This window comes from Xanthomonas cannabis (genome assembly GCF_040616535.1).
GTDB classification, from domain to species: Bacteria; Pseudomonadota; Gammaproteobacteria; order Xanthomonadales; family Xanthomonadaceae; genus Xanthomonas; species Xanthomonas cannabis.
This window is the reverse complement of sequence record NZ_CP136580.1, coordinates 1,011,372-1,035,750: the sequence shown is the minus strand read 5'-3', so window position 1 is coordinate 1,035,750 and position 24,379 is coordinate 1,011,372. Positions and strand designations below refer to the sequence as shown.

Annotated in this window: 18 protein-coding genes, 1 pseudogene and 1 riboswitch; of the genes and pseudogenes, 7 read left to right on the top strand and 12 right to left on the bottom strand. The window is 65.8% G+C overall.

The genetic code is table 11. The features are described 5' to 3' along the window. Positions 1–147: 147 nt before the first annotated feature. From ppc to RZV17_RS04255, 3 genes are all read right to left on the bottom strand, one after another. Positions 148–2,862 (bottom strand): phosphoenolpyruvate carboxylase, encoded by a 2,715-nt coding sequence (gene ppc / locus RZV17_RS04265; protein ID WP_355607499.1) that lies wholly within the window; start codon positions 2,860–2,862, stop codon positions 148–150. 53 nt (positions 2,863–2,915) lie between these two features. Continuing rightward, positions 2,916–3,116, bottom strand: coding sequence for a hypothetical protein (locus tag RZV17_RS04260; RefSeq protein WP_355607496.1), 201 nt, complete (start codon positions 3,114–3,116; stop codon positions 2,916–2,918). Between the two features lie 115 nt (positions 3,117–3,231). Continuing rightward, the gene (locus RZV17_RS04255) at positions 3,232–5,766 is read right to left on the bottom strand and encodes a prolyl oligopeptidase family serine peptidase (RefSeq protein WP_355607492.1); all 2,535 of its coding nucleotides are present in this window, start codon (positions 5,764–5,766) and stop codon (positions 3,232–3,234) included. Between the two features lie 137 nt (positions 5,767–5,903). Further along, a riboswitch (S-adenosyl-L-homocysteine riboswitch) is annotated at positions 5,904–6,019 on the top strand. A gap of 31 nt (positions 6,020–6,050) precedes the next feature. Here RZV17_RS04255 and ahcY point away from each other — a divergent pair. Beyond that, entirely contained in the window at positions 6,051–7,493 is a 1,443-nt protein-coding gene (gene ahcY, locus RZV17_RS04250) for an adenosylhomocysteinase (protein ID WP_039564728.1), read from the top strand. 392 nt (positions 7,494–7,885) lie between these two features. Here ahcY and RZV17_RS04245 read toward each other — a convergent pair whose 3' ends face one another. Both RZV17_RS04245 and RZV17_RS04240 read right to left on the bottom strand, forming a co-directional pair. Beyond that, the gene (locus tag RZV17_RS04245; RefSeq protein WP_179453735.1) at positions 7,886–8,443 is read right to left on the bottom strand and encodes a DUF3228 family protein; all 558 of its coding nucleotides are present in this window, start codon (positions 8,441–8,443) and stop codon (positions 7,886–7,888) included. A 169-nt stretch (positions 8,444–8,612) separates the two neighbouring features. Next, a complete protein-coding gene (locus RZV17_RS04240) occupies positions 8,613–9,158 on the bottom strand; it encodes a DUF2058 domain-containing protein (protein ID WP_355607487.1) in 546 nt (181 codons plus the stop codon). A 735-nt stretch (positions 9,159–9,893) separates the two neighbouring features. On the opposite strand from RZV17_RS04240, the gene RZV17_RS04235 reads away from it, so the two are divergent. Further along, positions 9,894–11,264: an alpha-amylase family protein gene (locus tag RZV17_RS04235; protein ID WP_047694383.1), complete on the top strand. Its 1,371-nt coding sequence runs from the start codon at positions 9,894–9,896 to the stop codon at positions 11,262–11,264. On the opposite strand, the gene RZV17_RS04230 is transcribed toward RZV17_RS04235, so the two are convergent. After that, on the bottom strand, positions 11,216–11,533 hold the full coding sequence (locus tag RZV17_RS04230) for a hypothetical protein (RefSeq protein WP_355607484.1): 318 nt from the start codon (positions 11,531–11,533) through the stop codon (positions 11,216–11,218). The two genes, RZV17_RS04235 and RZV17_RS04230, sit on opposite strands and share 49 nt — an antisense overlap. Before the next feature lie 151 nt (positions 11,534–11,684). Between RZV17_RS04230 and RZV17_RS04225 the strand changes: the two genes are divergently transcribed. Continuing rightward, positions 11,685–13,343: a histidine phosphatase family protein gene (locus RZV17_RS04225; protein ID WP_355607481.1), complete on the top strand. Its 1,659-nt coding sequence runs from the start codon at positions 11,685–11,687 to the stop codon at positions 13,341–13,343. A gap of 111 nt (positions 13,344–13,454) precedes the next feature. Here RZV17_RS04225 and RZV17_RS04220 read toward each other — a convergent pair whose 3' ends face one another. Beyond that, positions 13,455–14,390: a Gfo/Idh/MocA family protein gene (locus tag RZV17_RS04220; RefSeq protein WP_104580948.1), complete on the bottom strand. Its 936-nt coding sequence runs from the start codon at positions 14,388–14,390 to the stop codon at positions 13,455–13,457. 328 nt (positions 14,391–14,718) lie between these two features. Here RZV17_RS04220 and RZV17_RS04215 point away from each other — a divergent pair, with 328 nt between their 5' ends. Continuing rightward, the gene (locus RZV17_RS04215; RefSeq protein ID WP_039404181.1) at positions 14,719–15,117 is read left to right on the top strand and encodes a VOC family protein; all 399 of its coding nucleotides are present in this window, start codon (positions 14,719–14,721) and stop codon (positions 15,115–15,117) included. Between the two features lie 79 nt (positions 15,118–15,196). On the opposite strand, the gene RZV17_RS04210 is transcribed toward RZV17_RS04215, so the two are convergent. Beyond that, positions 15,197–16,174, bottom strand: coding sequence for an NAD(P)H-quinone oxidoreductase (locus RZV17_RS04210; RefSeq protein ID WP_355607476.1), 978 nt, complete (start codon positions 16,172–16,174; stop codon positions 15,197–15,199). Between the two features lie 167 nt (positions 16,175–16,341). Here RZV17_RS04210 and metF point away from each other — a divergent pair, with 167 nt between their 5' ends. Both metF and RZV17_RS04200 read left to right on the top strand, forming a co-directional pair. Further along, entirely contained in the window at positions 16,342–17,169 is an 828-nt protein-coding gene (metF, locus tag RZV17_RS04205) for a methylenetetrahydrofolate reductase [NAD(P)H] (RefSeq protein WP_166750273.1), read from the top strand. A gap of 180 nt (positions 17,170–17,349) precedes the next feature. Continuing rightward, positions 17,350–17,979 carry a hypothetical protein gene (locus tag RZV17_RS04200; protein ID WP_184375871.1) on the top strand — a complete coding sequence of 210 codons (630 nt, stop codon included), beginning with the start codon at positions 17,350–17,352 and terminating at the stop codon, positions 17,977–17,979. Positions 17,980–18,096: 117 nt separating this feature from the next. On the opposite strand, the gene RZV17_RS04195 is transcribed toward RZV17_RS04200, so the two are convergent. The 3 genes and pseudogenes from RZV17_RS04195 to RZV17_RS04185 all read right to left on the bottom strand — a co-directional run bounded on the left by RZV17_RS04195 (position 18,097) and on the right by RZV17_RS04185 (position 20,057). Beyond that, on the bottom strand, positions 18,097–18,624 hold the full coding sequence (locus RZV17_RS04195; RefSeq protein WP_355607471.1) for an AAA family ATPase: 528 nt from the start codon (positions 18,622–18,624) through the stop codon (positions 18,097–18,099). Then, complete coding sequence (locus RZV17_RS04190) at positions 18,612–19,559, bottom strand: Nudix family hydrolase (protein WP_355607468.1); 948 nt, start codon at positions 19,557–19,559, stop codon at positions 18,612–18,614. Before RZV17_RS04190 ends, RZV17_RS04195 begins: the two co-directional genes overlap by 13 nt. Positions 19,560–19,690: 131 nt before the next feature. Continuing rightward, a pseudogene (locus RZV17_RS04185) lies at positions 19,691–20,057 on the bottom strand (VOC family protein). A gap of 432 nt (positions 20,058–20,489) precedes the next feature. Here RZV17_RS04185 and RZV17_RS04180 point away from each other — a divergent pair. Further along, a complete protein-coding gene (locus tag RZV17_RS04180; protein ID WP_355603622.1) occupies positions 20,490–21,434 on the top strand; it encodes an IS1595 family transposase in 945 nt (314 codons plus the stop codon). A 138-nt stretch (positions 21,435–21,572) separates the two neighbouring features. Here the strand turns inward: RZV17_RS04180 and secA are convergent, their stop codons facing one another. Beyond that, complete coding sequence (gene secA, locus RZV17_RS04175) at positions 21,573–24,311, bottom strand: preprotein translocase subunit SecA (protein ID WP_179453721.1); 2,739 nt, start codon at positions 24,309–24,311, stop codon at positions 21,573–21,575. Between the last annotated feature and the right edge of the window lie 68 nt (positions 24,312–24,379).

Below are 24,379 nucleotides of genomic sequence, written 5' to 3'. Positions count from 1 at the left end.
TCGGAGTGGGTCGTCGGAGTGGGTCGTCGGAGTGGGTCGTCGGAGTGGGTCGTCGGAGTGGGTCGTCGGAGTGGGCCGTCGGAGTGGACCGTCAGCTTGGGTCTTCGGAGTGGACCATCGGAGCCGATGGTCCAATCGCCAACCGGCTCAGCCGGTGTTCTGTACGCCTTGCGAGACGCCGTTGACGCAGGCCACCAGCGCGCGCAGCAACGCGTCGTCTTCGCCATCGGTGGCGCGCCAGCGTTGCAGCAGATCCACCTGCAGCACGCTGATCGGGTCGATGTAGGGGTTGCGCAGGCGGATCGACAACGCCAGCCGCGGGTCGTGCTGCAACAGCGATTGCTGTTGCAGCAGCGCCTTGACCCAGCCCTTGGTCAGGGCCAGCTCGTCGCGAATCTGCGGGAAAAAGCGCTCGTGCAGATCACCGGACAGCCGCGAGAACAACTCGGCGATATTCAGATCGCCCTTGGACAACACCATGGCGATGTCGTCCAGGAAGGTGCGGAAGAACGGCCAGTCCTGCGCCATCTCGCGCAAGGTGTCTTCATGCCCGGCATCCACTGCCGCCTGCAGGCCGCTGCCCACGCCGTACCACCCCGGGATCACCGCACGCGCCTGGCTCCACGCAAACACCCACGGAATCGCGCGCAGGTTGGACAACGCCGCATCCTGGCCCAGCCGCCGCGACGGACGCGAGCCCAGCGTCATGCGCTCGATCACATCGATCGGTGTGGCCAGGCGGAAGTACTGCATGAAGTCCGGGGCGCCGACGAAGGCGCGATAGGCCACGGTGCTGCGTTCGGCCACCAGGTCCATCACCGGGCGCCAGCGCTCCTCGCGCGGCTCGGGCGCACGCGGGCGCAGGCTGGACAGCAACACCGCGCCGGTCATCTGTTCCAGCGAGCGCAGCGCCAATGCACGGATGCCGTACTTGCGGTGGATGACCTCGCCCTGCTCGGTGACGCGCAGGCGGCCGTCCACGCTGCCGCGTGGGGCGGCATCCAGTGCGCGGCTGGTCTTGCCGCCGCCGCGGGCGATCGACCCACCGCGTCCGTGGAAAAACGTCAGCCGCACGCCCAGCTCGGCGGCCGCTTCCAGCAGCTCGACCTGCGCGCGCTGCAGGCCCCAGCGCGAGGCCGCAATGCCGCCGTCCTTGCCACTGTCCGAATACCCCAGCATCACCATCTGCGTGTCGCCGCGCGCGGCCAGATGCTGGCGATACACCGGGTCGGCCAACAGGTCCTGCACGGTGCCGGTGCCGCCACGCAGGTCGTCCACGGTTTCGAAGAGCGGCACGATGTCCAGCGGCACCGCGCCCGCGTCGTCGACCAGCCCGCCGCGGCGCGCCAATGCGAGCACGGTGAGCACGTCAGCGCGGTTGTGCGCCATCGAAATGATGTAGCTGCCCAACGCATCGGCGCCGTGGCGCGTGCGCGCATCGGCGAGCGCGGCAAACACCGCGTCCAGGCGCGCATTGCCTTCGTCGGCCACGCGCGGCAATGCCTGTTCGCCGGACGCGTACGGGCCGAGCAAGCCAGCGCGCTGCCTGGCGTCCTGTTCGTCCCACTCTGCCTGGCCCAGGGCATCGGCCACCGCGCGCGCATGCACGCTCGATTCCTGGCGCACGTCCAACCGCGCCAGATGAAAACCGAAACTGCGTACGCGCCACAACAGACGCCGCACGGCGAACCAACCGGCATGCAGGCCCTTGTTGGCCTGCAGGCTATCCAGGATCAATTGCAGGTCGTCTTCGAGTTCGGATGGCGCGGTATAGGCGCCCTCGGCATCGTCCAGCGTGGCCTGCAGGCGCGCGCGCATCAGGTCGTTGAGCAGGCGGTACGGCATGTCGCCGTGGCGCGGGCGCGAACGTGCGGCGTCTTCGGGGAGCAGCGCGCGGTAGCGTTCCAGTTGCGCAGTGAGTTCCGGGCTGACCTGCACCAGCGTGGTCGACTGGCTGAGCAGGCTGGCCAGTTGCCAGAGTTCCTTCTGGTAGCGGTCCAGCACCGCGCGGCGCTGCGCGTCCAGGGTGCCGGCAATGGTGGTGGCATCCACGTTCGGGTTGCCATCCATGTCGCCGCCCACCCAGGTGCCGAAGCGCAGCAGACGCGGCAATGGCGGCACACTGCCGTAGGTTTCTTCGATGGCGTGTTCGAGGGTTTCGTACATCACCGGAATGACGCGGTAGAGCACCTGGGTGAGATAGAAGCCCACATGCTCGCGCTCGTCGTCCACGGTGGGGCGCACCGGCGAGGAATCGGCGGTCTGCCACGAGGCGGTCAAGGCCATGCGGAAGCGTGCCGCGTCGCTGGCACGTTCGTTGGGCGTGCGCATGCCGTCCAGGTTGTCGACCAGGCTGGCGACCATCAGCTGTTCTTTTTCCAGCAGCGCGCGCCGCACCGCCTCGGTGGGGTGCGCGGTAAACACCGGCTCCACATCGATGCGTGGCAACCACTGGCTCAGCTCTTCCAGGGTCACGCCCTGCGCCTTGAGCCGGCGCATGGCATCGTGCAGGCCATCGGGCTGCGGGGTGTCGGTGCCGCTGCGCTGGTATTCGCGGCGGCGGCGGATGCGATGCACGCGCTCGGCGATGTTGACCACCTGGAAATAGGTGCTGAAGGCGCGCACCAGCGCTTCGGCTTCACGCGGTTCGCGGCCGGTGAGTTGTTCGCTCAAGGTGGATGGCGGGGCATCGCTTTCGCGGCGCGAGATCGCCGTGGTGCGCACGCGTTCGACTTCATCGAGGAATTCCGCAGACACCTGCTCGGCGAGCAGATCACCCACCAGTGCGCCGAGCCGACGCACGTCGTCGCGCAAGGGAAGATCGGGGGTAGCGAACACAAGACTGCTGCGGTACTCGTTCATCGGAAACGCACACCCTCTCAAGCGCAAAGTCGTCGAAGACTAACCCAAAAGGATTAGATGATCGCGACCGGCACGACGGTTTCAACACCAACCATCGTGTGCTGGCGCACGTGGCGATGAATCGCGTAGGAGCGGGCTTGCGCGCGATGCGGCTTTCCCGGTAATGCCCCATCGCGGGCAGGCCCGCTCCTACAGGTGATCGCGGCACCCATCATATGCGGCTCGGCAGCCGTTGCCGGCAGCGCATCAGCCACATCCTCATCCGCTGTAGGAGCGCACCCGGGCGCGACGAAGCTTCATCGGTAACGCCGCATCGCGCGCAAGCGCGCTCCTACCGGTGTCAGCGCACCGGTGCCGGCGCACCACCGATCAACGCGTGCGCGTAGCGCCAGTCTCCTTCACCGGCTCGCCGACATTGGTCTTCAACCACTGCTCGCTCTCGGCCAGCATCTGCATGATCGATTGCCGTGCGCGGTAGGCATGCGATTCGTTGGGCAGCATCACCAGCCGCGCGGTGCCGCCGAGGCCCTTGATCGCGGCGAACATGCGCTCGCTCTGGATCGGGAAGGTGCCGGTGTTGTTGTCGTCCTGGCCGTGGATCAGCAGCAGCGGGTCCTTGATCTTGTCGGCATAGTTGAACGGCGACATCGCCTGGTACACCGGTTGCGCCTGCCAGTAGTTGCGCTCTTCGGCCTGGAAGCCGAACGGGGTGAGCGTGCGGTTGTAGGCGCCGCTGCGCGCGATGCCGGCCTTGAACAGGCGCGTGTGCGCAAGCAGGTTGGCGGTCATGAACGCACCATAGGAATGCCCGCCGATGGCGATGTGCTGCCGGTCGGTGACCCCGCGCCGGACCACTTCGTCCACGGCGGCCTGCGCATCGGCGATGAGCTGTGGCACATAGGTGTCGTTGGGTTCGGCATCGCCTTCGCCCACGATCGGCATGGTCGGGTTGTTGAGCACCACATAGCCGATCGCCAAAAATGCCTGCGGCCCCCAGTAGCTGATGGCGTTGAAGCGGTACGGCGAGTCGGTGACCTGGCTAGCGGTGTCGGCGCTTTTGAATTCGCCCGGGTAGGCCCACATCAGCAGCGGCCGCGGGCCGTCGCGCTTGGGGTCATAGCCGGGCGGCAGCAACAGCGTGGCGGTGAGGTCCACGCCATCGGCGCGCTTGTAGCGGATCTGCTCCTTCTGCACACCGCGCAGCTGCGGCAACGGGTGCGCGAAGTGTGTCAATGCACGCGGTGCGGTTGCGCCATCCCCAAGCGTCTGCACGACATAGTTGGCCGGCTCCTCCGGCGATTCGCGGCTGAGCAGCAATCGGGTGGCCTGTGCGTCCAGCAATGCCAGTGGTGCGGAATAGGTCGGCGCCTGCGAGTGGAACAGGCGCGTGGCCTGCTTGCTGCGCAGATCGAACCGGTCCACGAACGGGCGGTCGCCTTCCGGCGAGGCGCCCTTGCCGAGCAGGAACAGGCTGTTGCCGTCTGCACTGGTCTGCAGCAAGGCGCGGCCCTTGCCATCGGCTACCGTCGCCGGCGTGCCCGGGTCCTTGTAGCGGTCCTGCGAGGAGCGGTCCCACAGCAGTTCGGGCGCGCGCTGCGGTTGATCCGGTGCGATGCGCCACTGCTTGGTGCGGCGGGTCTTCCACCAGCTCTCGCTCACGATCGCCAGGTCGCCGCGGCCCCATTGAATGCCGTCGAACCGGCTACCCAGCTGTGCCAGCGTCACCGGTGCGCGGTTGAACGGTGCGGCCTGCATCCGCACCGCATCGCGGATGGTGCTCTCGCGTGCCGGGTCGCCGCCGTCCTGCGCTTCGGCCCACACCAAGGTGGCCGGTGCGTCGTGCCGCCAGGCGATGTCGCGCACGCCGGTGGGCACCGCATCGTTGCCGGTCGGCAGGCCTTCGACCAACGGCAGCTGCGCGATCTGGCGCACCAGCTTGCCCTGCAGGTCCAGCACCTCGATGCGGCGCGGGAAATTGTCCGCCGGCACCAGATACGAAAACGGCCGCTCAGCGCGTTCGCTCAGGACGTAACGGCCATCCGGCGACACCGACAGGTTGAGATGGATGCCGGGCGCGGCGATCGGGCGGACCTGCCCGCTCAGCGTGACGATGATCGGCTGGCCGGTGGCGTAGTACTCGAACACGCGCGCATCGGCCTCGTTGCGCAACAGGTCCTGATAGGTCGGCAGCGAGCGCACCCCGGCAGCGGCGCTGGTCTGCTGGATCGCCGGGCCGGCCGGTGTCGCATCGCGGGTCGGCGGCGCGCCCTGCCCGGCCACCTGTTGTTGCAGCAGCAGCGCGCTGCCATCGGGCAGCCAGCGCAGTTCGTCATCGACGGTGGTATTCAGGCCGGTCACCAGACGCCGCGCCTGCCCGGCGGCCACGTCCACCAGCCACAGTTCGTTGGCGCCACTGCTCGCGTCCTCGCGGCGGAACGCCAGATAGCGCTGATCCGGCGACCAGCTCGACGTGGCCAGCGACAGCGGCGACGGCAGTCCGGCGATCTGCCGCTCACCACCATCGGCCACCGACAACAGCCACAACTTGCTGGCAAAGGAGAACCGGCTGGCGGCAAAGGTCTTCGGGTGGATGCGCAGGCCGGCCAGCTTCAACTCGGGCTGGGCCACCTCGGCGATGTCCGGCAGTGCCGGCAACTGCAGCATCGCGGCCAGGTCGCGTTTGGGCGAGAGCTGCAGCAACGGTGCGCGCGGTGCGTCCACCACCGCCTGCAGCGCCTTGGACGGCAGCTGGTAGGCGCTGCCTGCCGCAGCGCCCGGCTGCGTCACTGTCGCGCCGGGCGCCGGGCCGGCCGCCATCGCCAACACCGGCGCGCTCAATGCCAGCGCCCCTGCCAGCGCCCATGTGTGCTGCCGCCAGCCTTGCGCATGCGGTTTCTCCTGCATTGCCCGTCCCCGGTGATGATCGACCTGCGACCATAGCAGCCGCCTGTCGGCCGCTCCCCTGCCGTTGGTTGGGGGTCATGCCACTTCAAACCGGCCAATTCATGCCGGAGGGGGGTGCTGCCGATATAATCGGCGCTCTCGTCGAGGGGCGCTGCGACCGGTAGGGCGGACTGATCCGCTTCACTGCACGAAAAGTGCAGGCAACTACGGCCAGGCTCGACCAGCAGTTACCGTTCAACGGCGCCCGGAATTGCAGACATTCGTTTGCCTACCGGAGCCATTGCATGAACGCTGTCACAAAGATTACCCCGCACGCCGATTACAAGATTGCCGACATCTCCCTGGCCGATTGGGGCCGCAAGGAGCTGGACATCGCCGAGCACGAAATGCCGGGCCTGATGTCGATCCGCCGCAAGCATGCGCAGACCAAGCCGCTGAAGGATGTGCGCATCACCGGCTCGCTGCATATGACCATCCAGACTGCGGTGCTGATCGAAACGCTCAAGGACATCGGCGCCAACGTGCGCTGGGCCTCGTGCAACATCTTCTCCACCCAGGACCATGCCGCCGCGGCGATCGCCGCCACCGGCACCCCCGTGTTCGCCTGGAAGGGCGAGACGCTGGAAGAGTACTGGGACTGCACCCTGGATGCGCTGACCTTCACCCTGCCCGACGGCACCCTCACCGGCCCGGAGCTGGTCGTGGACGACGGCGGCGACGTCACCCTGCTGATCCACAAGGGCTATGAGCTCGAAAACGGCAGCACCTGGGTCGACGAGCCGGCGTCTTCGCACGAAGAGAGCGTGATCAAGGCGCTGCTCAAGCGTGTGGCTGTCGAGCGCCCGGGCTACTGGGGCCGCGTGGTCAAGGACTGGAAGGGCGTCTCCGAAGAGACCACCACCGGCGTGCACCGCCTGTACCAGATCGCCGAAGCCGGCAAGCTGCTGATCCCGGCCATCAACGTCAACGACTCGGTCACCAAGAGCAAGTTCGACAACTTGTACGGCTGCCGCGAGTCGCTGGCCGATGGCCTCAAGCGCGCGATGGACGTGATGCTGGCCGGCAAGGTCGCCGTGGTCTGCGGCTACGGTGACGTGGGCAAGGGCAGCGCCGCCTCGCTGCGCGCCTATGGCGCCCGCGTGGTGGTCACCGAAATCGACCCGATCTGCGCGCTGCAGGCGTCGATGGAAGGCTTCGAGGTCAACACCATCGAATCCACCCTGGGCCGTGGCGACATCTATGTCACCACCACCGGCAACAAGGACATCATCACCGTCGAGCACCTGCAGGCCATGAAGGACCAGGCCATCGTGTGCAACATCGGCCACTTCGACAACGAGATCCAGGTCGATGCGCTGAATGCACTCAAGGGCGTGGAGAAGATCAACATCAAGCCGCAGGTGGACAAGTACGTGTTCCCCAACGGCAACGCGATCTTCCTGCTGGCCGACGGCCGCCTGGTCAACCTGGGTTGCGCCACCGGCCACCCGAGCTTCGTGATGTCCAACTCGTTCGCCAACCAGACCCTGGCCCAGATCGACCTGTGGGAAAAGCGCGACAGCTACGAGAAGAAGGTCTACATCCTGCCCAAGCACCTGGATGAGGAAGTGGCCCGCCTGCACCTGGAAAAGATCGGCGTGAAGCTGACCACTCTGACCAAGGACCAGGCCGATTATCTCGGCGTGCCGGTGGAAGGCCCGTTCAAGCCGGATCATTACCGCTACTGAGTCTTTGGCAAACCATCGCTATGCATGAACGGGCGCCGCGAGGCGCCCGTTTTTTTACGTGCCCAGCGCCTGACCGCGCCTCGAACGGTGCTACCGGTAGATCATGCACCGAGGGAGGCCGAGCAGCGCCTGGTGCGAGGTCGAGCATGCAGAAGAGAGAGCCGAGAAGATCGCCAGCGCGTTCGACGTGCTGGCAGGTAATCCGTTGATCGGCCGCACAGTGCATGGAGACAAGCGCGAACCGGTCATGGGCTGCGGTTCGCACGGGCATGTTGCGTCATATCGCTACGTGGATGTGACCGACACGGTGTGTCGTGATCGGTCACCGCGCGCAACGCGAGACGGGCTACGCACGCGATGCTTGAAACGCAGCGGCGCGATCATGATCAGGCTCACGGCCGCCAGTTTGCATTGGCCTCCCAGAACGCCACGCTGCGCCGGTAGGCCGCGCGGTCCAGCGGCACGCCGGAGCCGCCCTCATCCACGCCCAATGCATTGCGCAACATGGTAATCGGCGCCATCGGGATGTCTTCGGGCTCGGCGGTGTACAGACAGCCGACCACACCCCAGTCCGCATCGATCGGCGCGCCTTCCTTGGCCAGCTGTTCGCGGCTGTACAGGATCGGCACCATGTACTGCGCAACCGGCGACTCCACGCCTTCGAACCAACGCACCAGAACGGGAAGTTCCTGCGTGTTGCGCGCTTCGTAGCCCGAGCGCAGCAGGTGCCGGTTGTCTGCGGTGATCGGCACCGTCAGGCAGCGCGTGCTGGTCCAGTTGCGGTGTACGTGCAGCTGGCAGAACGGCGCGTAGCCTTCGATCACGCGCAACGGTGGGGCGTCATTGAGATGCTGGATGAACTGCTCGGGCGTGCAGTCCTGGATGGCATTGCGACGGCCATCGCGCGGAAACAGACGGGGACGGGCAAACGCGGTCAGAACGATGGACATGGCAGTGCGGGCAGCGGCAAGGCCGTCAAGGGTAACCCTTGAATGCGGTTCTCACGCGCAGGCCGGCGCTGGCAAACGGGCCGCGATGCACCGCATGCGTCGCTGCCGTTGAAGCGGGCTCACGGTTGCGCGCGTCGAGCGACGGGCCGCGTCAACGCCCGCTGCGGCGTCACCAGATCAGATCGTCCGGCACCTTGAACTGGCTGTAATAGTCATCGTCGCTGTCCGGCGCCGGCGAGCTGCCATTGCGGCCGTGATCCAGCACCACGGTTGCCGCATCGCGGCTGTAGACCTTCTCGGCGGCCGCACGCGGAATCAGCTCGAAGCCTTCGCCATGTCGCACGATCACCAGGGCGCCACTGGCAAGCTGGGTGCGCAAGGCGGGATTGACCAGCACGCTGCGGATGACGCTGCCATCGTTGAAGCGATAGTCGATCTCGCCCTCGCGCTTGACCTTGCTGGTCTCCACGATCTGGCGCACCTGGGCCAGCACTTCCTGTTTGCGCAGCTGCGCATTGCGCTCTTCGGCCAGTGTGCGATCGCGCTCGGCACGCTCGGCCTGAAGCCGTGCGGCATCCACCTTGTCGGTCTGCGCCGGCGCCACTGCGCCACCCTTGGCATGGCGCTGCTTGACCTGCTCGCGCGCGACCTTGTCCACCTGGGCTTTTTTGACCAGCCCGGCCTTGAGCAGCTGTTCTTGCAGTGGATTGCGCATGGGAGACGTCGGCAGTGAATTGGCCGCCAGTTTAGCGCGGCAGGCGGCGGGCTCCCGTCGCAGCCCCTGCCACCCCCTCCCGGCCAGCACGCCAGCCGGCCGCTGCGCCGGATGAAAGCATCGGCCGCACCACGGCATTGCCGCTACCGGAGACAAGCCGTGCCCCAACGTCATGCCGCATCGCCTGCTCACGGCACCACTCACCGATGCACGCCCTTGGGCAACTGACCATCACTGCGCAGGGAGGGTCACGGACCGCACCTGCAGTCCTGCAGCAAACATGCCCGCTCGTGGCCCGCGTACGACCTGCATCCCCGATGATGATGGCGCCGGGCCTGGCGACACCTGCGCTGGCCGAGACGGTCACCCGGCCGGTGATCTGCTACAGCAGATGCATTCGTCGCTGAAGCAGGCGCCGCGCCCCGCGTACCAGGGCAACCGCGGAGGGCTGGCAATTCTGCGACCCGGCACCCCGTTGCCGCCGAACCCTGCACGCAATTCGGCGGTTCACCGCATTGAATACGTATGCACAACACCGATGTTGCGGCGCGATGCGCGCTTAGCATCACCGCGCGCTGCACGCCGTGCGCGCGCTTTCCGGAACAGGGGCCGGAGGCCTTGAATGTGGGCATCGCCAGCTGCGCGGATGCTTGCTCCTACCGACTGGAGATCCATTCGATGCACACCCTCATTGCTCCTTCTCCGCCTTCGCTCACGCAGCGATGCACCCGCCTGTTGCTGACGGCACTGGTTCTGCTGCTGACCACTGCAAATGTGCAGGCCGATGTGATCCTGCACGCCTTCAACTGGCCGTATGCCACCGTCGAAGCACGCGCCAAGCAGATCGCCGATGCGGGCTATCGCAAGGTGCTGGTAGCACCCGCCTACCGTTCGCAAGGCAGTGCCTGGTGGGCGCGCTACCAGCCGCAGGATCTGCGCGTGATCGACGGGCCGCTCGGCGACACCGCGGCGTTTTCGCGCATGGTGCAGGCATTGGCCAACAACGGTGTGCAAACCTATGCCGACGTGGTGCTCAACCACATGGCCAACGAAGCGGCCACGCGTCCGGATCTGAACTACCCCGGCAGCGCGGTGTTGTCGCAGTACGCCGCCAATCCCGGCCGCTACGATTCGCTGCGCCTGTTCGGCACCTTGCAGTCCAATTTTTTGAGCGCCAGCGACTTCGGCCCGGCGCAATGCATCAGCAATTACAACGATGCCTACCAGGTGCGCAATTACCGCATCTGCGGCGGCGGCAGCGATCCGGGCCTGCCGGACCTGGTCGGCAACGATTGGGTGGTGCAGCAGCAGCGTGCCTATCTGCAGGCACTCAAGGGCCTGGGGGTGAGTGGCTTCCGCGTGGATGCAGCCAAGCACATGACCTTCGATCATCTCAACCGCGTGTTCGATGCAGGCATTCGCTCGGGCGTGTACGTGTTTGGCGAGGTCATCACCGGCGGCGGCAGCGGCAACGGCGATTACGACCAGTTCCTGGCGCCGTATCTGCAATCCACACCGCATGCGGCCTACGACTTCCCGTTGTTCAATGCGGTGCGCAATGCGTTCGCCATTGGCGCCAGCATGCAGCAGCTGGTGGACCCTGCTGCGTCGGGGCAGGCGTTGCCGGGCAACCGTGCGGTCACCTTTGCCATCACCCACGACATCCCCAACAACGCCGGCTTCCGCTACGCCATTCTCGACCCGGTGGACGAAACCCTGGCCTATGCCTATCTGATCGGACGCAATGGCGGCATGCCGATGGTGTACACCGACAACAACGAAAGTGGCGACAACCGCTGGGTCAACGCGTATCAGCGCGATGACCTGCGTCGCATGATCGGCTTTCACAACGGCGTACAGGGCACCGACATGCAGGTGCTGTCGTCCAGCGCCTGCCACATCCTGTTCCGCCGCGGCAGCCTCGGCATCGTGGGCATCAACAAGTGCGGCAACCCGGTCAACACCACGGTGGGCATGAACAACAGCGTGCTGTACTGGAATGCCGACTACGTGGATGCCCTGGGCTCGGGCAGCGTGGTCCGTATCTCCAGCGGCTCCTACACGTTCACGCTGCCGGCGCGGGGCGCGCGGATGTGGCGCCGCTGAACCAAGCCGCAGACCGCGCACAGCGCGCGCTCCCGCAACGTGCCCAGGTTATGTAAAGCAGACCTGGACATCGTTGCGTGCATCAGGCCATTGCAAGCAAACATCGCCTCCGCCGCCTTGCGCGCGCGGAGGCGTTTTTCATTCTGCAGCCTGCGCTTGCTCCGCTTGGTCATGCGATGAGCGGTCTGGTCAGACATGCGCCAGGTCACGATCGATACGAACTTCGCTGCAACATGAATTGATCGAAAAGACCAGGTCTTCGAACGCAACAAAACCTGCTACCGGGTGGACCTACCTCGCAGCCCGATGCATGCCGATTCATCTGCCCACCCGGCATGCAGACGGCCGACCGCGACGCGAGCGCGCCACCGTGGCAACGCACGCGATCCCGCACCCGAGGAGCAGAACCGGAGCAAGCCGATGCCCTTGTACTTCGTGCGTCACGGCGAGTCGCTCGCCAACGAACAGAACTATTTTGCCGGCGCGCAGAACTCGCCATTGACCTCGCTGGGACGTCGCCAGGCGCGGCAGGCGGCCGAGGAGGTCAGGCGCCGTGGACTGCAGTTCGACCAGGTCCACGTCTCGACGCTGGAGCGCGCACAGGCGACCGCGGCGATCATTCTCGACGGTGTGCCCGGGACGCCGCAGGTCATCTCCAGCGCGGCATTGGTGGAACGCGATTTCGGCATCTTCGCCGGCAAGAACAAGACCCTGATCAAGAAGTCGATCGGCCACCGGCTCTACGACGCCTGCTTCCATGACGCGCAAGGCGCGCCACCCGACGGCGAGCACTGGATGGACATGTACGCGCGTTGCAAGCAGTACTACGACACCGTGCTGGCGCCGCTGGACCGCCAGGGCAAGCAGGTGCTGGTGGTGGCGCACAAATACATCGTCGAGGTGTTCGCCCTGATCGCCTCCGGCCTGCCGCCTGCCGACTACATCGACTTCCGGCTTCCCAACTCGCGGCCGCTGTCGTGGGACGAACTCAAACACATGACCGCACGCAGTTCATCGCGCATGAACTACCTGGGCGAGCAGACCGAAATCCATTTACTGCAATGGATGCTGATTGCCGCAGTGGCCGGCTTTGCGCTGTCGTGCCTGGGCGTGTCGCTCCCGCATGGCATCAGCTCCGCCGCCATCGTGGCGCTGCTGGCCGCCAATGCGTTTTTCCTGTCGGTGCGTATCGAACCTGACGCGATGCGACTGACCCGCGGCCCGGAGAACGTCGCGCTCAGCGTGATCAGTGTGGCGCGCGCACTGATTGCGATGGTGCTGCTTACCCAGTTCGACAACGCGTGGATGCACGTCCTGGGCCTGTTGCTGATCGTGCCACCGGCGCTCTCGGTGCCGACCTTTTCGCTGGCGCGCGGCGGCGACTATTTCTTTGCCGCGCGCTATACCCTGGTGCTGTCGATGCTGTTGCCGGTGGTGCTGTTGCTGCTGTTCCTGGATCACCGCGAGGTCCTGGGCAATGCGCATGCACTGGAGCGGTATTTCGTGGTGCTGCTGCTTGCGCTCGCCCTGCCCTGCCTGCTGGCACAGGGCTGGCGGCGTGCGCGTCCGATCGCTGCGGGCAAGCTGGCAACCAACTGGGGCTGGGTCGGCTCACTGACGATGGTGCCGATGGCCTTGCTGGTCGCGCTACGCGCCGGTGGCCCCGCGTTGACGGATGCATTGGCGCATGGCGGCTGGCGGGCCTGGGGCGCACTGCTGTTGCCGTTTGCGCTGCTGCTGACATGCCGGCTGGGCAGCGCGGCGTCCCTGTACGTGCATCAGCGCGTCACCGGCAAGCGCATCGGCGCGGCCATCCGCTCCGATATCCATCTGCTGCAGACATCGCCCAACATCTTCCTGTGGCTGAGCCTATTGCTGCCAGGCACCTTCGCGCATGCGCCCACCCTGGTGGCCGGCACGCTGCTGAGCTTCTTCGCCTTCGCGCTCCTGGATGAAACCTGGGTCGTGCGGCGCTTCCGCGCGCAGATCAAGCCTGCGTTGCAGCAGCACCCTGCGCGCGCCACGACGGCGGCTTCGCCGCCCGGCACACCAGGCGACGTCGCACTGGACAGCCGATGACGCGGCCCGCCTCAGGCGCGGCGATCACCGCGCCCGGGGCGGCCATCACGATGAGCGCCATGTTCAATGAAGGCAGCCATCGGCATCGTTGCGGATCGCTGCGGCCTGCAGTTACCAGGCGAACGGCGCGGTGACCTTGCGTGCACCGAGCAGGAACGCATCGGCCACATGCACGAACGGTGCGACATCCACGTCCGAGTCGCCCGCGCGCACCAGCTGCACAAAACGCCGGTACAGCCCATCGTATTCACTGGATGCCGGCACTGCCTGCGGCTGCCCGTCGATGCTCAGCTTGGCGCCGCCTTCGCTGAGCACGAGCAGCCCCTGCGTGGTTTCCACCTCGATGTCCCAGCGCTGATGACCGGTCTGCAGGAAATCGAATTCCGCCGTTACCGGCACGCCGGCGGTATCGACGAAGGCGAGCCGGGCAGACAGCGGTGCCTGGCGGTTTTCCGGCGTGTGCAGCTCGGCCTCGCGCAGGGCGAAGGGGCGCGGCAGCAGATGCGTGACGATGGACAAGGCGTTGATGCCGGGATCGAACACGCCCATGCCGCCGGGTTCAAGAATCCAGTCCTGCCCGGGGTGCCAGTGGCGGATGTCTTCCTTCCAGGTGATGTGCGTCCGCACGATCTGCTTGTCGGCCAGCCACGCACGCGCAGGCTCCACGCCGGCCGCGCAGCGCGAATGCCAGCTGGTGAACAGGCTGCGCTGCGCATGCTGCGCCACAGTGCGCAGATCGTTGATCTCGGCGAGCGTGGCCGCCGGCGGCTTTTCCAGGAAGACATGCCGGCCAGCCGTCAACGCCGCTTGCGCTAACGCATGTCGCCCAACCGGCGGCGTGCACAACGCGACCGCTTCCAACTCCGGATGCGCGGCAAACGCCTCATCCAGGGTTTGATACGCCGGTACGCCGTCGACCGTGCCATGCCGGCTTACCGTGGCCACCAACTGCACATCGGGGCGCGCGGCAATGGTCGGCACGTGTTGATCGCGGGCGATCTTGCCGATCCCCACCAGGGCAATGCGCAATGCGTCTGGATGCTTCATCGAAACCTTCGTACTGATAAGGAGAGCGGCGACACGATCGACTGATCGCGCACCATGGGGCAGCGCAGCCGTGGGCCGCGTCCGCCAGCGCGATGCAGTGTACGGTCAGCGCGCAGCCCACCGCGAGACATCGCTCCTGCTTGTTTTGCTATACCTGCCCCAGCCGGCGATGCCGGCGTGCTTGCCATCCCGGCGATGGCGATCTGCAAGCGCCGGCATTCCCGCGCCAGCCAGCGGCATGGTCCTGTCCTGCGATTGACCTCACCGTCGATGCAGCCCAGCATCGCCGCCGGCACGCCGATGTGCCGTCGTCACGAAGGCCGCTCCGATGTTGCACCACGTTTCGCTGGGCGTTCGCGCAATCGAGGCATCTGTCGTGTTTTACGACGCCGTTCTGGGGGCGCTGGGCCATGTGCGGGTGTGGTCCGATCTGGAGCCGGGCACGCTCGACCAGGCCGTGGGCTACGGCAGACCCGGCGGCGAAGACAGCCTGGCATTGAAGCAACGGCCGGCCACGCACTGCGCGCCAGGAGACGGCTTCCACCTGGCCTTCGCCGCGATCGATGCAGCAGCGGTGGATGCCTTTCACCGGGCAGCGCTGCAACACGGCGGCCGTTGCAACGGTGCACCCGGTCTGCGGCCGGATTACGGCAGCAGCTACTACGCCGCCTTTGTCATCGACCCCGACGGCCACCATCTGGAAGCGGTGCGAGCAGGCACGCGATAAACCGCCCGGCGCCGCGTCGTTGCATGAGCATCAGCAGCCTGGCCTACGGTCGCATCGCCAGGCTGCTGACCGCGTGCGCTCACATTTCCAGCACTACCTTGCCCAGGTGGCTGCCCTGCTCCAGATAGCGGTGCGCGGCGGCGGCCTCGCTGAGCGGGAACCGCTTGTCGATCAGCACGCGGATCTTGCCCTGTTCGATCCAGGGCCACACCACGCGTTCGACCTCTGCTGCGAGCCGCGCCTTTTCATCGGCATTGCGCGGGCGCAGGGTCGAGCCGGTCAGGATGGCCTGCTTGCGCATTAGCTGCGGGATCGGCACCTCGATGGTGGACCCGGCCTGCGAGGCGATATAGACGATGCGTCCGCGCGGGTTGAGCGCGTCCAGCGTCTGCACAAAGACGGCTGCACCCACCATGTCGAGCGCCACATCCACTCCGGCGTGCGCCTTAGCCACGTCGACGAACGACTCACGGGTGGAGTCGATGGCGATATCGGCGCCCAGCTCGCGCGCCTGCGCCGCCTTGGCTGCCGAGCGTGCGGTGGCCAGCACGTGCGCACCGGCAGCCTTGGCCATCTGGATGGCGGTGACGCCGATTCCGGACGTCGCCCCATGCAGCAGCAGCCATTGGCCGGCTGCCAGCTGGCCATGTTCGAACAGGTTGGTGTAGGCGGTGAAGATGGTCTCCGGCAGCGCGGCCGCCTGCACCAGATCCATGCCTGCAGGAATCGGCAGCACATGACGCGCATCGACCGCGGCGTATTGCGCGTACCCGCCGCCGCCCAGCAAGGCGCAGACACGGTCGCCGACCTTCCAGCGACCGGCGGGCTCCACGATCTCGCCGGCAACTTCCAGGCCCAGCGTTTCCGGCGCTCCCGGCGGCGGCGGATAGTGGCCGGCGCGTTGCAGCAGATCGGGGCGATTGATGCCGGCGGCATGCACGCGGATCAGCACCTGCCCCGGTGCCGCACGCGGGAGCGGTTGCTCGGTGGCGTACAGCGCATCGGCGTCGCCCTTGCCATCGCGGATGGCGATGGCGGTCATCGTGGTGTCGCTCATGCAGGCGCTCCGTTGAGGGGCGCCCAGTGTAGGCAGGCAGACGTCAACGTGTGGCGCAGATGCCGCGCACCTTGCATCGCGCGCCTGCGCAGCATCATCCGCCACCAGATATGCATTCATCGCGATGAAGCGATAGTATGCCGGCACGATCCGCAGAAGCCGCCGCGATGACGCATCTCAGTTTCGAGTTCTATCCGCCCAAGACCGACGACCAGCGCGCGCAGCTGGACCGCACCGCGGCCAGGTTGAAAGGCTACGCGCCGGAATATGTCTCGTGCACCTTCGGTGCCGGCGGCTCCACGCTCAGCTACACCTCCGAGACGGTGCGCCACCTCAAGCAGAAGCACGGGTTCGAAGCGGCGCCACACCTGTCCTGCGTCGGCGGCAGCCGCCAGGAGATTCGCGAACTGCTCAAGTTGTATCGCGCCATCGGCTGCACCCGCATCGTGGCGCTGCGCGGCGACCTGCCCTCGGGCATGGGCCATCCCGGCGACCTGCGCTACGCCTCGGACCTGATCGCCTTCATCCGCGCCGAGCACGGCGATGCCTTCCGGATCGAAGTGGGCGCCTATCCGGAAACCCATCCGCAGGCGGCCGATGCGCTGAGCGATCTGCGCTATTTCAAGGCCAAGGTGGATGCCGGCGCGGATGCGGCCATCACCCAGTATTTCTACAACGCCGATGCCTACTTCCATTTCCGCGATGCGGTACAGCGCATGGGCGTGGCGATCCCGATCATTCCCGGCATCATGCCGATCTCCAATTTTTCGCAATTGCGGCGCTTTTCCGAGCAGTGCGGCGCGGAGATTCCGCGCTGGATCGGCAAGAAGATGCAGTCCTATGGCGACGATGCCGACGCGGTGCGTGCCTTCGGTGCGGAAGTGGTGGCCACGTTGTGCCAGCGCCTGATCGCCGGCGGCGCGCCGGCGCTGCACTTCTACACGCTCAACCTGGCCAAGCCGACCACCCAGGTGCTGCAGCTGCTCGGTCGCTGAGCGCAGCAGCGCACCTGGCCACGGGCAATGCGCCGCACGTGCGTTACCCTCGCCGCCGGCTCGCACTTGCGGCGCACGGCACAAGTCGGTAACCGGCAGGCCTGCCGCATCGGGGGCTGACATCAAGTCCACCACGTAGGCGTGGCCGGCAGCACCAGACCCGGAAGGCCATGAATCCTGGTGTTTGTCGCCAGCTCACACGTGGCCGGCTACGCTGCGCGGATGCCCCGCATCCTGCCCATGCTGTTGCTGCTGCTTGGCCTGTCTGCCGCTACCGGCGTGCAGGCACAGGAGATCCGTCGCTGCGTGACGCCGGATGGGCAGACCATGTTCACCGACCGCCGCTGCGAAGATGTGGGCGCCGCTACGCGCGCGCCACCTGCCCCGCGCGCGCCGGGCAACACCGGGCTGCATCGCTATGGCTGCCCCCGGCGGCTGAGCGAGCTGGTGACGTTGCTGCAAACCGCCGTAGACAGCCGCGACGTCAATCGATTGTCCAGCCTGTACTTGTGGAGCGGGCAATCCGACGCGGCGGCCAACCAGGTGCTGAGCCGGCTGGAGGCCATCGTGCAACGCCCCTTGCTGGACATCGTGCCGATGTATCCGCAAAGCGACCCGCCCACCTGGGACGTAGACAACACCGCAACAACACCCTCGCTGGACGGCAGCGCAATCGATGCGCCCTTGCCGGCACCCACGCGTCCCCGCCCATGGGGATTGCGCCTGGAACAGAACCTAGCCAGCGGCACTCCGGCGCGCAGCGTGTTGCGGCTCCGCCGGCAGTACAACTGCTTCTGGGTGACGTTCTAGCGCAGCGCGCCCTTGAAGGACGCCAGCGGATTGCATGGGCGAAGTGCCTGCGTCGGTGGAGCGTATCGGCTCCGGGAGTCCGTTGGACCCCATGCCTCGGGAGGTGACGCCTGCAGGCTACGCGGCAAGCCGGTCCATGATCTGTGCAGCCGCCTGCTGCGGGTTCGGCCCGGCGCTGTCGATCATCCAATGCAGCTCGGTCCACACCGCGTATTCATGCGCGAGTACGGAGGACCAATCCGGCACGCGCAGTCCGACCACGTCGCTCCGACGCGATTCCACGCGCTGCCGATGCATCTTGCGATCGCTGCACACTACTTCGATTTCCAGCAGGCGGCTGCGTGTGCGGCGTGCTACATCACGCCACGCATCACGGGTAACCGGCAAGGGGTTCACGCAATCGGCGACCACCACGTGACCCGGCTGCAGATTGGCCGCGGCAAGCGCGTACGCGGTCATGTAGCCGGCTGCTCCGACGTCGTTGGCAAGTGCACCACTTTCGCGCAGTGCCTGCTCGATCGTATCGATACGCAAATAAAACGCAGTGCATTGCGTCAGCAGGGCCTGAGCAATGGAACTCTTGCCGACGCCCGGCAATCCGCCGAACACCACCAAGGTTGCTGACGACGCAGTCACTGCGGCCACAGCGCGCGAATCGCCGCAATACCTTGTGCGCCGTGGGAACGCGCTTCGCGCAGGTCGTCGGCCTGCATCCCGCCGAGTGCGTAGATCGGCAGCGCGACCTGCTCGCGCAAGCGTTCAAATCCGTCCCATCCCAACGGCGTCGCGCCTGGATGCGACGCCGTCGCCTGCACCGGCCCCAGCACCGCAAAATCACAGCCGAGCCGTTGCGCGTGACGCAGATCCTCCAGGCCATGGCACGACGCGGCGACGACCTGTTCGGCTGGCAACGGACGCTCCTGCAAGGTGGCAAGTTGCTCCGAGCCCAGATGCACGCCGATGCCGAGCTCCCCGGCCAGCGCGATGTCGCGGTTGAGCAGCAGCTGCGCGCGTGCACGACCACGCAAGCCCATCGCCTGTTGCAGCAAGGCCCTCCAGCGCGCGGGCTCGGCCTGCCGTGCGCGCAACTGGATGCGCGTGAGTCCGCTTTGCAAGGCGCGCTCCAAACCTTCCAGCCATAACGCAGCGTCATCGGGTTCGGGGGTGATCAGATAATGGTCGGGCTGACGCAGCACGCCCACCACCGGCACGTCGGCCGGCGGCATCGAATAGCGGGCAAGCTTGTCGGCCGCCACCCAGGTCATCGCCTGGCCCTCGCGTCCGCGCGGGCTGCCTTTCCAGGCAGTGATGTGGCGCACCTCCAGACGCAGCCGCTTGTCCGGATACAGCTGCGGCACCTCCATGACCCACTCGCCTACCTGCGCCTCGATGCCCAGCTCTTCGTTGAGCTCACGCACCAGCGCCTGCTCGGAGGTTTCGCCAGGTTCGCGCTTGCCACCAGGGAACTCCCACAGCCCCGGCATGTCGCGGGTTTCAGTGCGGCGGGTCAACAGGATCCGACCGCGGGGGTCGGTGATCACGCCGGCAACGACGTGAATGGATCGAAGGGAATCGGGCATGGCGCAAGAGTGCCGCGAGTGGGCCACTCGGCGCAATCGCTTGAGGGCTGGGATGCGTGATGCGGGATTGGCTAACGCCTGTATTGCACCAGCTGTTACAAATCCCCAATCACGAATCCCCAATCCCGGCTTCACAAAGGCTGCCCGATTCGCCACAGCACGCCGCTGGGATCGTGCAAGGTGAAATCGCGCGCCCCAGGGCCGGTCTTCTGGAGCGCTGAAGCTCACACTGAACTGCGCATCCAGGCCGATGTCGTGCACGTGCTGCCACCAGGCGTCGGCATCGTCCACCCACAGATGCAGCATCAGGTTCTCCGCCAACTCGCGCACGTAAAAATCCTGCAGCAAGAACGCGCACTGCGCGCCATGCCGAAAGCAGGTCACATTGCCGACCTCGTCTTCCTGCACGAATCCGAGCCCGCGATAGAACCGCTGCGACACCGCGTAATCGCGCGCAGGCACGAAGACCTTCAGTTGCTGGCTGGACAGCTGCGACATGACCGCACTCCACGCAGGACGGGCAATGAGCATACGCCCCGCAATCGCACAGACGCAGCAGCGTGACGCACGGCGGCACAGGTAACGCATCAAGCGATTTACGACTGCGTAGCTGCAGCTCACGCTCACCAGAGTAGGCGTCTTGAACGCGCGGTTCTGGCGTTGATGCCGTGGTATCCCACCGAATGCCGACCGACTCAACCAGCAACACTGTTACCAGGAAGTCGGCCCAACGCACGCAGGATCGGGAAGCAGGACCTTGCGCCCAGCCTCCAACATTCACCGCTCACTTTTCAAACAATTTCCACTTCTCAAGAGCCCCACCAACTCCCCGTAAGCAGAGCCCCCCTTGGTAAGGCCTGATTAGCGCTGTGTCTCAGCTGGTGATGCAGCCTGGGTTTAGAACTGCAGGATCTTCAGTGAGATACGACGATGACGTTCAATCGGATCCAGTTCCAGAAGGGGCTTTCGATTCCAGCTTTTCTGAGCCGCTATGGCTCGCAGGCGCAATGTGTCGAGGCGTTGATGCAAGCCAGATGGCCCAATGGCTTCGTGTGTCCGCAGTGCGGGTACACGCATGCCAGTCGGTTTGAACGAGGCCGCCAGCAGCTGTGGCAATGTACGCGCTGCCGGGTACAGACCAGCTTGACCGCCGGCACGCCGATGGCAGACACCAAGCTTCCCTTGCAGGTGTGGTGGCTGGCCATCTATCTGGTGAGCCAAGCCAAGAACGGAATTGCTGCGCTGGAACTGGCTCGGCAGCTGGGCGTCTGTTATCGCACTGCATGGCGGATCAAGCACAAAGTGATGGCGGCGATGGCCGATCGCGAGCAGTCACGCCGGCTTGAGGGGGAGGTCCAGATCGATGATGCCTATCTGGGCGGGGAACGCGCCGGTGGTCCCGGAGAACCGCAGTGGCGCAACAAAGTGCCGTTTATCGCAGCGGTTTCCTTGCAGCACGGGCGCCCGCATTACCTGCGTCTGGATGTGGTCTCCAGCTTCCGAAGAAGCGTCGTGCACACCTGGGCCCAGCAGGCACTGGCACCGGGCACCCATGTGGTCAGTGACGGGCTGACCGCCTTCACCGGCGTGGTCTGGGCAGGCCTGACCCACGATGCCATCGTGACCGGAGGCGGCCGCAAGGGCGCCCAGCAGCCTCGTCTGCGTTGGATCAACACGATCCTGGGCAATCTCAAAACCGCCCTTAGCGGCACCCACCATGCGGTGAACTTCGCGAAATACGGCGCGCGCTACCTGCATGCGCATGCCTACCGGTTCAATCGCCGCTTCGACCTGGCCGCCATGGTGCCGCGTCTCGCCAGCGCCTTCGCCAGCGCGGGAAGGCGCACAGAGCGGCAACTACGTACGCCCAGCTGAGACACAGCGCTAATCAGGTTGGTAAGGGGGGCGCGCCGAAGGCGCAGGGGATCGGAAGCAACACCGTGAGCCCGCTACCCGCGTTGCGGATAGCGGGTGAGCAGCCCGCAAAGCGGGCTGCTCCACGGTCAACTCAGCTCAGCTGAGCTGACCGTGGCAGTGCTTGTACTTCTTGCCGCTGCCGCAGGGGCACGGGTCGTTGCGGCCGACCTTGGGTTCGTCGCGGGTGACCTGCGAGACCGGTACCGGGGCGTTGGCGCCCTGCATCTGTTCCACTTCTTCGTCGGCACCATAGCCGCCGGCATCCTGGTGCTGGAACTGCGAAGCCATCAGGCGGGCTTCAGCCTGGCGACGCTCCTGCTCTTCCAGTTCGGCCACTTCGTCTTCGCTGCGGATGCGCACGCGCGCCAGCAGGTTGATTACCTCGCGCTTGACGTTCTCCAGCATTTCGGAGAACAGCTCGAAGGCTTCCTTCTTGTATTCCTGCTTGGGCTGCTTCTGCGCGTAACCACGCAGGTAGATGCCCTGGCGCAGGTAATCCATCTTGGCCAGATGCTCCTTCCAGCCCTGGTCGAGCACGGTCAGCATCACGTGCTTTTCCAATGCGCGCATGGTGTCGTTGCCCACGGCCGCTTCCTTCTCGGCAAAGTGCGCGTCCACCGCTGCCTGCACCTTGGCGGCAATCTGTTCGGCGTCCAGTTCTTCCTGGGTGCGTGCCATTTCGCGCAACGCAAGCGGCATGCCCAGTTCCGATTCCAGCGTGGCTTCCAGGCCCTGCAGGTCCCACTGTTCGTCCACCGAGTTGGGCGGCACGAAGCGTGCGACCAGGTCGTAGATCACATCGCCGCGGATGCCGTCGACGTTGTCCTTGACCGATTCGGCATCCAGCAACTCGTCGCGCTGGGCGTAGATCACCTTGCGCTGGTCGTTGTTGACGTCGTCGAAATCCAGCAGGTTCTTGCGGATGTCGAAGTTGTGCGCTTCCACCTTGCGCTGCGCCTTTTCGATCTGCCGGCTGACTAGGCGATCTTCGATGACGTCGTCTTCCTTCATGCCCATCATGCGCATCGCCTTCTGCACCCAGTCCGAGGCGAAGATGCGCATCAGGTTGTCTTCCAGCGACAGATAGAAGCGCGACGACCCCGGGTCGCCCTGACGACCGGCACGGCCGCGCAGCTGGTTGTCGATACGGCGCGATTCGTGGCGCTCGGTCCCGATGATGTGCAGGCCGCCGGCCGCCTTGACCGCGTCGTGCCGACGCTGCCATTCGGTCTTGACTTGGAAGCGCGCTTCTTCGGTCGCCTCCTCGCCGAGTGCGTGGTATTCGGACTCGAGCGACCCACCCAGCACGATGTCGGTACCGCGACCGGCCATGTTGGTGGCAATGGTCACCGCGCCCGGCTGGCCGGCGTTGGCCACGATGGTGGCTTCGCGCTCGTGCTGCTTGGCGTTGAGCACTTCGTGCTTCACGCCCGCCTTGCGCAGATGCTCGGAGAGCATCTCCGAGGTTTCGATCGAGGTGGTACCCACCAGCACCGGCTGGCCGCGCTTGGCGCAGTCTTCGATATCGGCCAGCACCGCATTGAACTTGCCCTTGCGGTTGAGGAACACCTGGTCCGGATGATCCTTTCGCACGGTCGGGCGGTTGGTCGGGATCACCACCACTTCCAGCCCGTAGATGCTCTGGAATTCGTAGGCTTCGGTATCGGCCGTACCCGTCATGCCGGACAGCTTCTTGTACATGCGGAACAGGTTCTGGAAGGTGATGCTGGCCAGCGTCTGGTTCTCGCGCTGGACCGGCACGCCTTCCTTGGCCTCGACCGCCTGGTGCAGGCCGTCGGACCAGCGCCGCCCGGACAGCGTGCGGCCGGTAAATTCGTCGACGATGACCACTTCGCCATCGCGCACGATGTAGTCCACATCGCGCTGATAGATCGCATGCGCACGCAGCGCGGCGTTGAGGTGGTGCACCACGCTCAGGTTCTGCGCGGCATACAGGCCGTCTTCGGCATTTTCCAGGATGCCGGCCTGCATCAGCAGTTCTTCGGCGTGACCCATGCCCGCCTCAGACAGATGCACCTGCTTGCCCTTCTCGTCGATCCAGTAATCGCCCTCGCCTTCCTCGCTTTCCTGCTTGGTCAGCTGCGGCACGATGCGGTTGACGCGGATGTACAGCTCCGGCGACTCGTCGGCCGGGCCGGAAATGATCAGCGGGGTGCGCGCTTCGTCGATCAGGATCGAGTCGACTTCGTCGACGATGGCGTAATGCAGGTTGCGCTGGTAACGGTCGGCCCGCGACAGCGCCATGTTGTCGCGCAGATAGTCGAAGCCGAACTCGTTGTTGGTGCCGTAGGTGATGTCGGCAGCGTAGGCGGCGTGCTTGTCGCTATGCGGCATGCCCGGGTACACCACGCCCACGCTCAGGCCCAGCCAGTTGTACAACTTGCCCATCTGCGCGGAGTCGCGACGCGCCAGGTAGTCGTTGACCGTGACCACATGCACGCCCTCGCCCTGCAGCGCGTTGAGGTACACCGGCAGGGTCGCCACCAGAGTCTTGCCTTCGCCGGTGCGCATCTCGGCGATCTTGCCCAGGTGCAGCACCATGCCGCCGATCAGCTGCACATCGTAATGGCGCATGCCCAGCACGCGGCGGCTGGCCTCGCGGCACACCGCAAAGGCTTCGGCCAGGATCTTGTCCAGGGACTCGCCGGCGGCAAGCCGCTGCTTGAACTCCGGGGTCTTGGCTTGCAGCTCGGCGTCGGAGAGCTTCTCGATCGTCGGCTCCAGCGCATTGATCTGGGTGACGAGGCGGTTGAGCTGGCGCAGCTGGCGTTCGTTACGACTGCCAAAGACACGGGTAAGCAGACTGTTGATCATTGAAGAAACCGGTTGAAAAGGAACGGTTTGACCGACGCCGGTCCCCAAGACCCGACCGCCGTAAACGA

Coding starts and splice junctions, on each gene's coding strand:
- ppc (WP_355607499.1), bottom strand. CDS start 2,862: ATGAACGAGTACCGCAGCAGTCTTGTGTTCGCTACCCCCGATCTTCCC.
- RZV17_RS04245 (WP_179453735.1), bottom strand. CDS start 8,443: ATGTCCATCGTTCTGACCGCGTTTGCCCGTCCCCGTCTGTTTCCGCGC.
- RZV17_RS04210 (WP_355607476.1), bottom strand. CDS start 16,174: ATGAGCGACACCACGATGACCGCCATCGCCATCCGCGATGGCAAGGGC.
- RZV17_RS04215 (WP_039404181.1), top strand. CDS start 14,719: ATGTTGCACCACGTTTCGCTGGGCGTTCGCGCAATCGAGGCATCTGTC.
- RZV17_RS04240 (WP_355607487.1), bottom strand. CDS start 9,158: ATGCGCAATCCACTGCAAGAACAGCTGCTCAAGGCCGGGCTGGTCAAA.
- ahcY (WP_039564728.1), top strand. CDS start 6,051: ATGAACGCTGTCACAAAGATTACCCCGCACGCCGATTACAAGATTGCC.
- secA (WP_179453721.1), bottom strand. CDS start 24,311: ATGATCAACAGTCTGCTTACCCGTGTCTTTGGCAGTCGTAACGAACGC.
- RZV17_RS04180 (WP_355603622.1), top strand. CDS start 20,490: ATGACGTTCAATCGGATCCAGTTCCAGAAGGGGCTTTCGATTCCAGCT.
- RZV17_RS04220 (WP_104580948.1), bottom strand. CDS start 14,390: ATGAAGCATCCAGACGCATTGCGCATTGCCCTGGTGGGGATCGGCAAG.
- RZV17_RS04190 (WP_355607468.1), bottom strand. CDS start 19,559: ATGCCCGATTCCCTTCGATCCATTCACGTCGTTGCCGGCGTGATCACC.
- RZV17_RS04255 (WP_355607492.1), bottom strand. CDS start 5,766: ATGCAGGAGAAACCGCATGCGCAAGGCTGGCGGCAGCACACATGGGCG.
- RZV17_RS04225 (WP_355607481.1), top strand. CDS start 11,685: ATGCCCTTGTACTTCGTGCGTCACGGCGAGTCGCTCGCCAACGAACAG.
- metF (WP_166750273.1), top strand. CDS start 16,342: ATGACGCATCTCAGTTTCGAGTTCTATCCGCCCAAGACCGACGACCAG.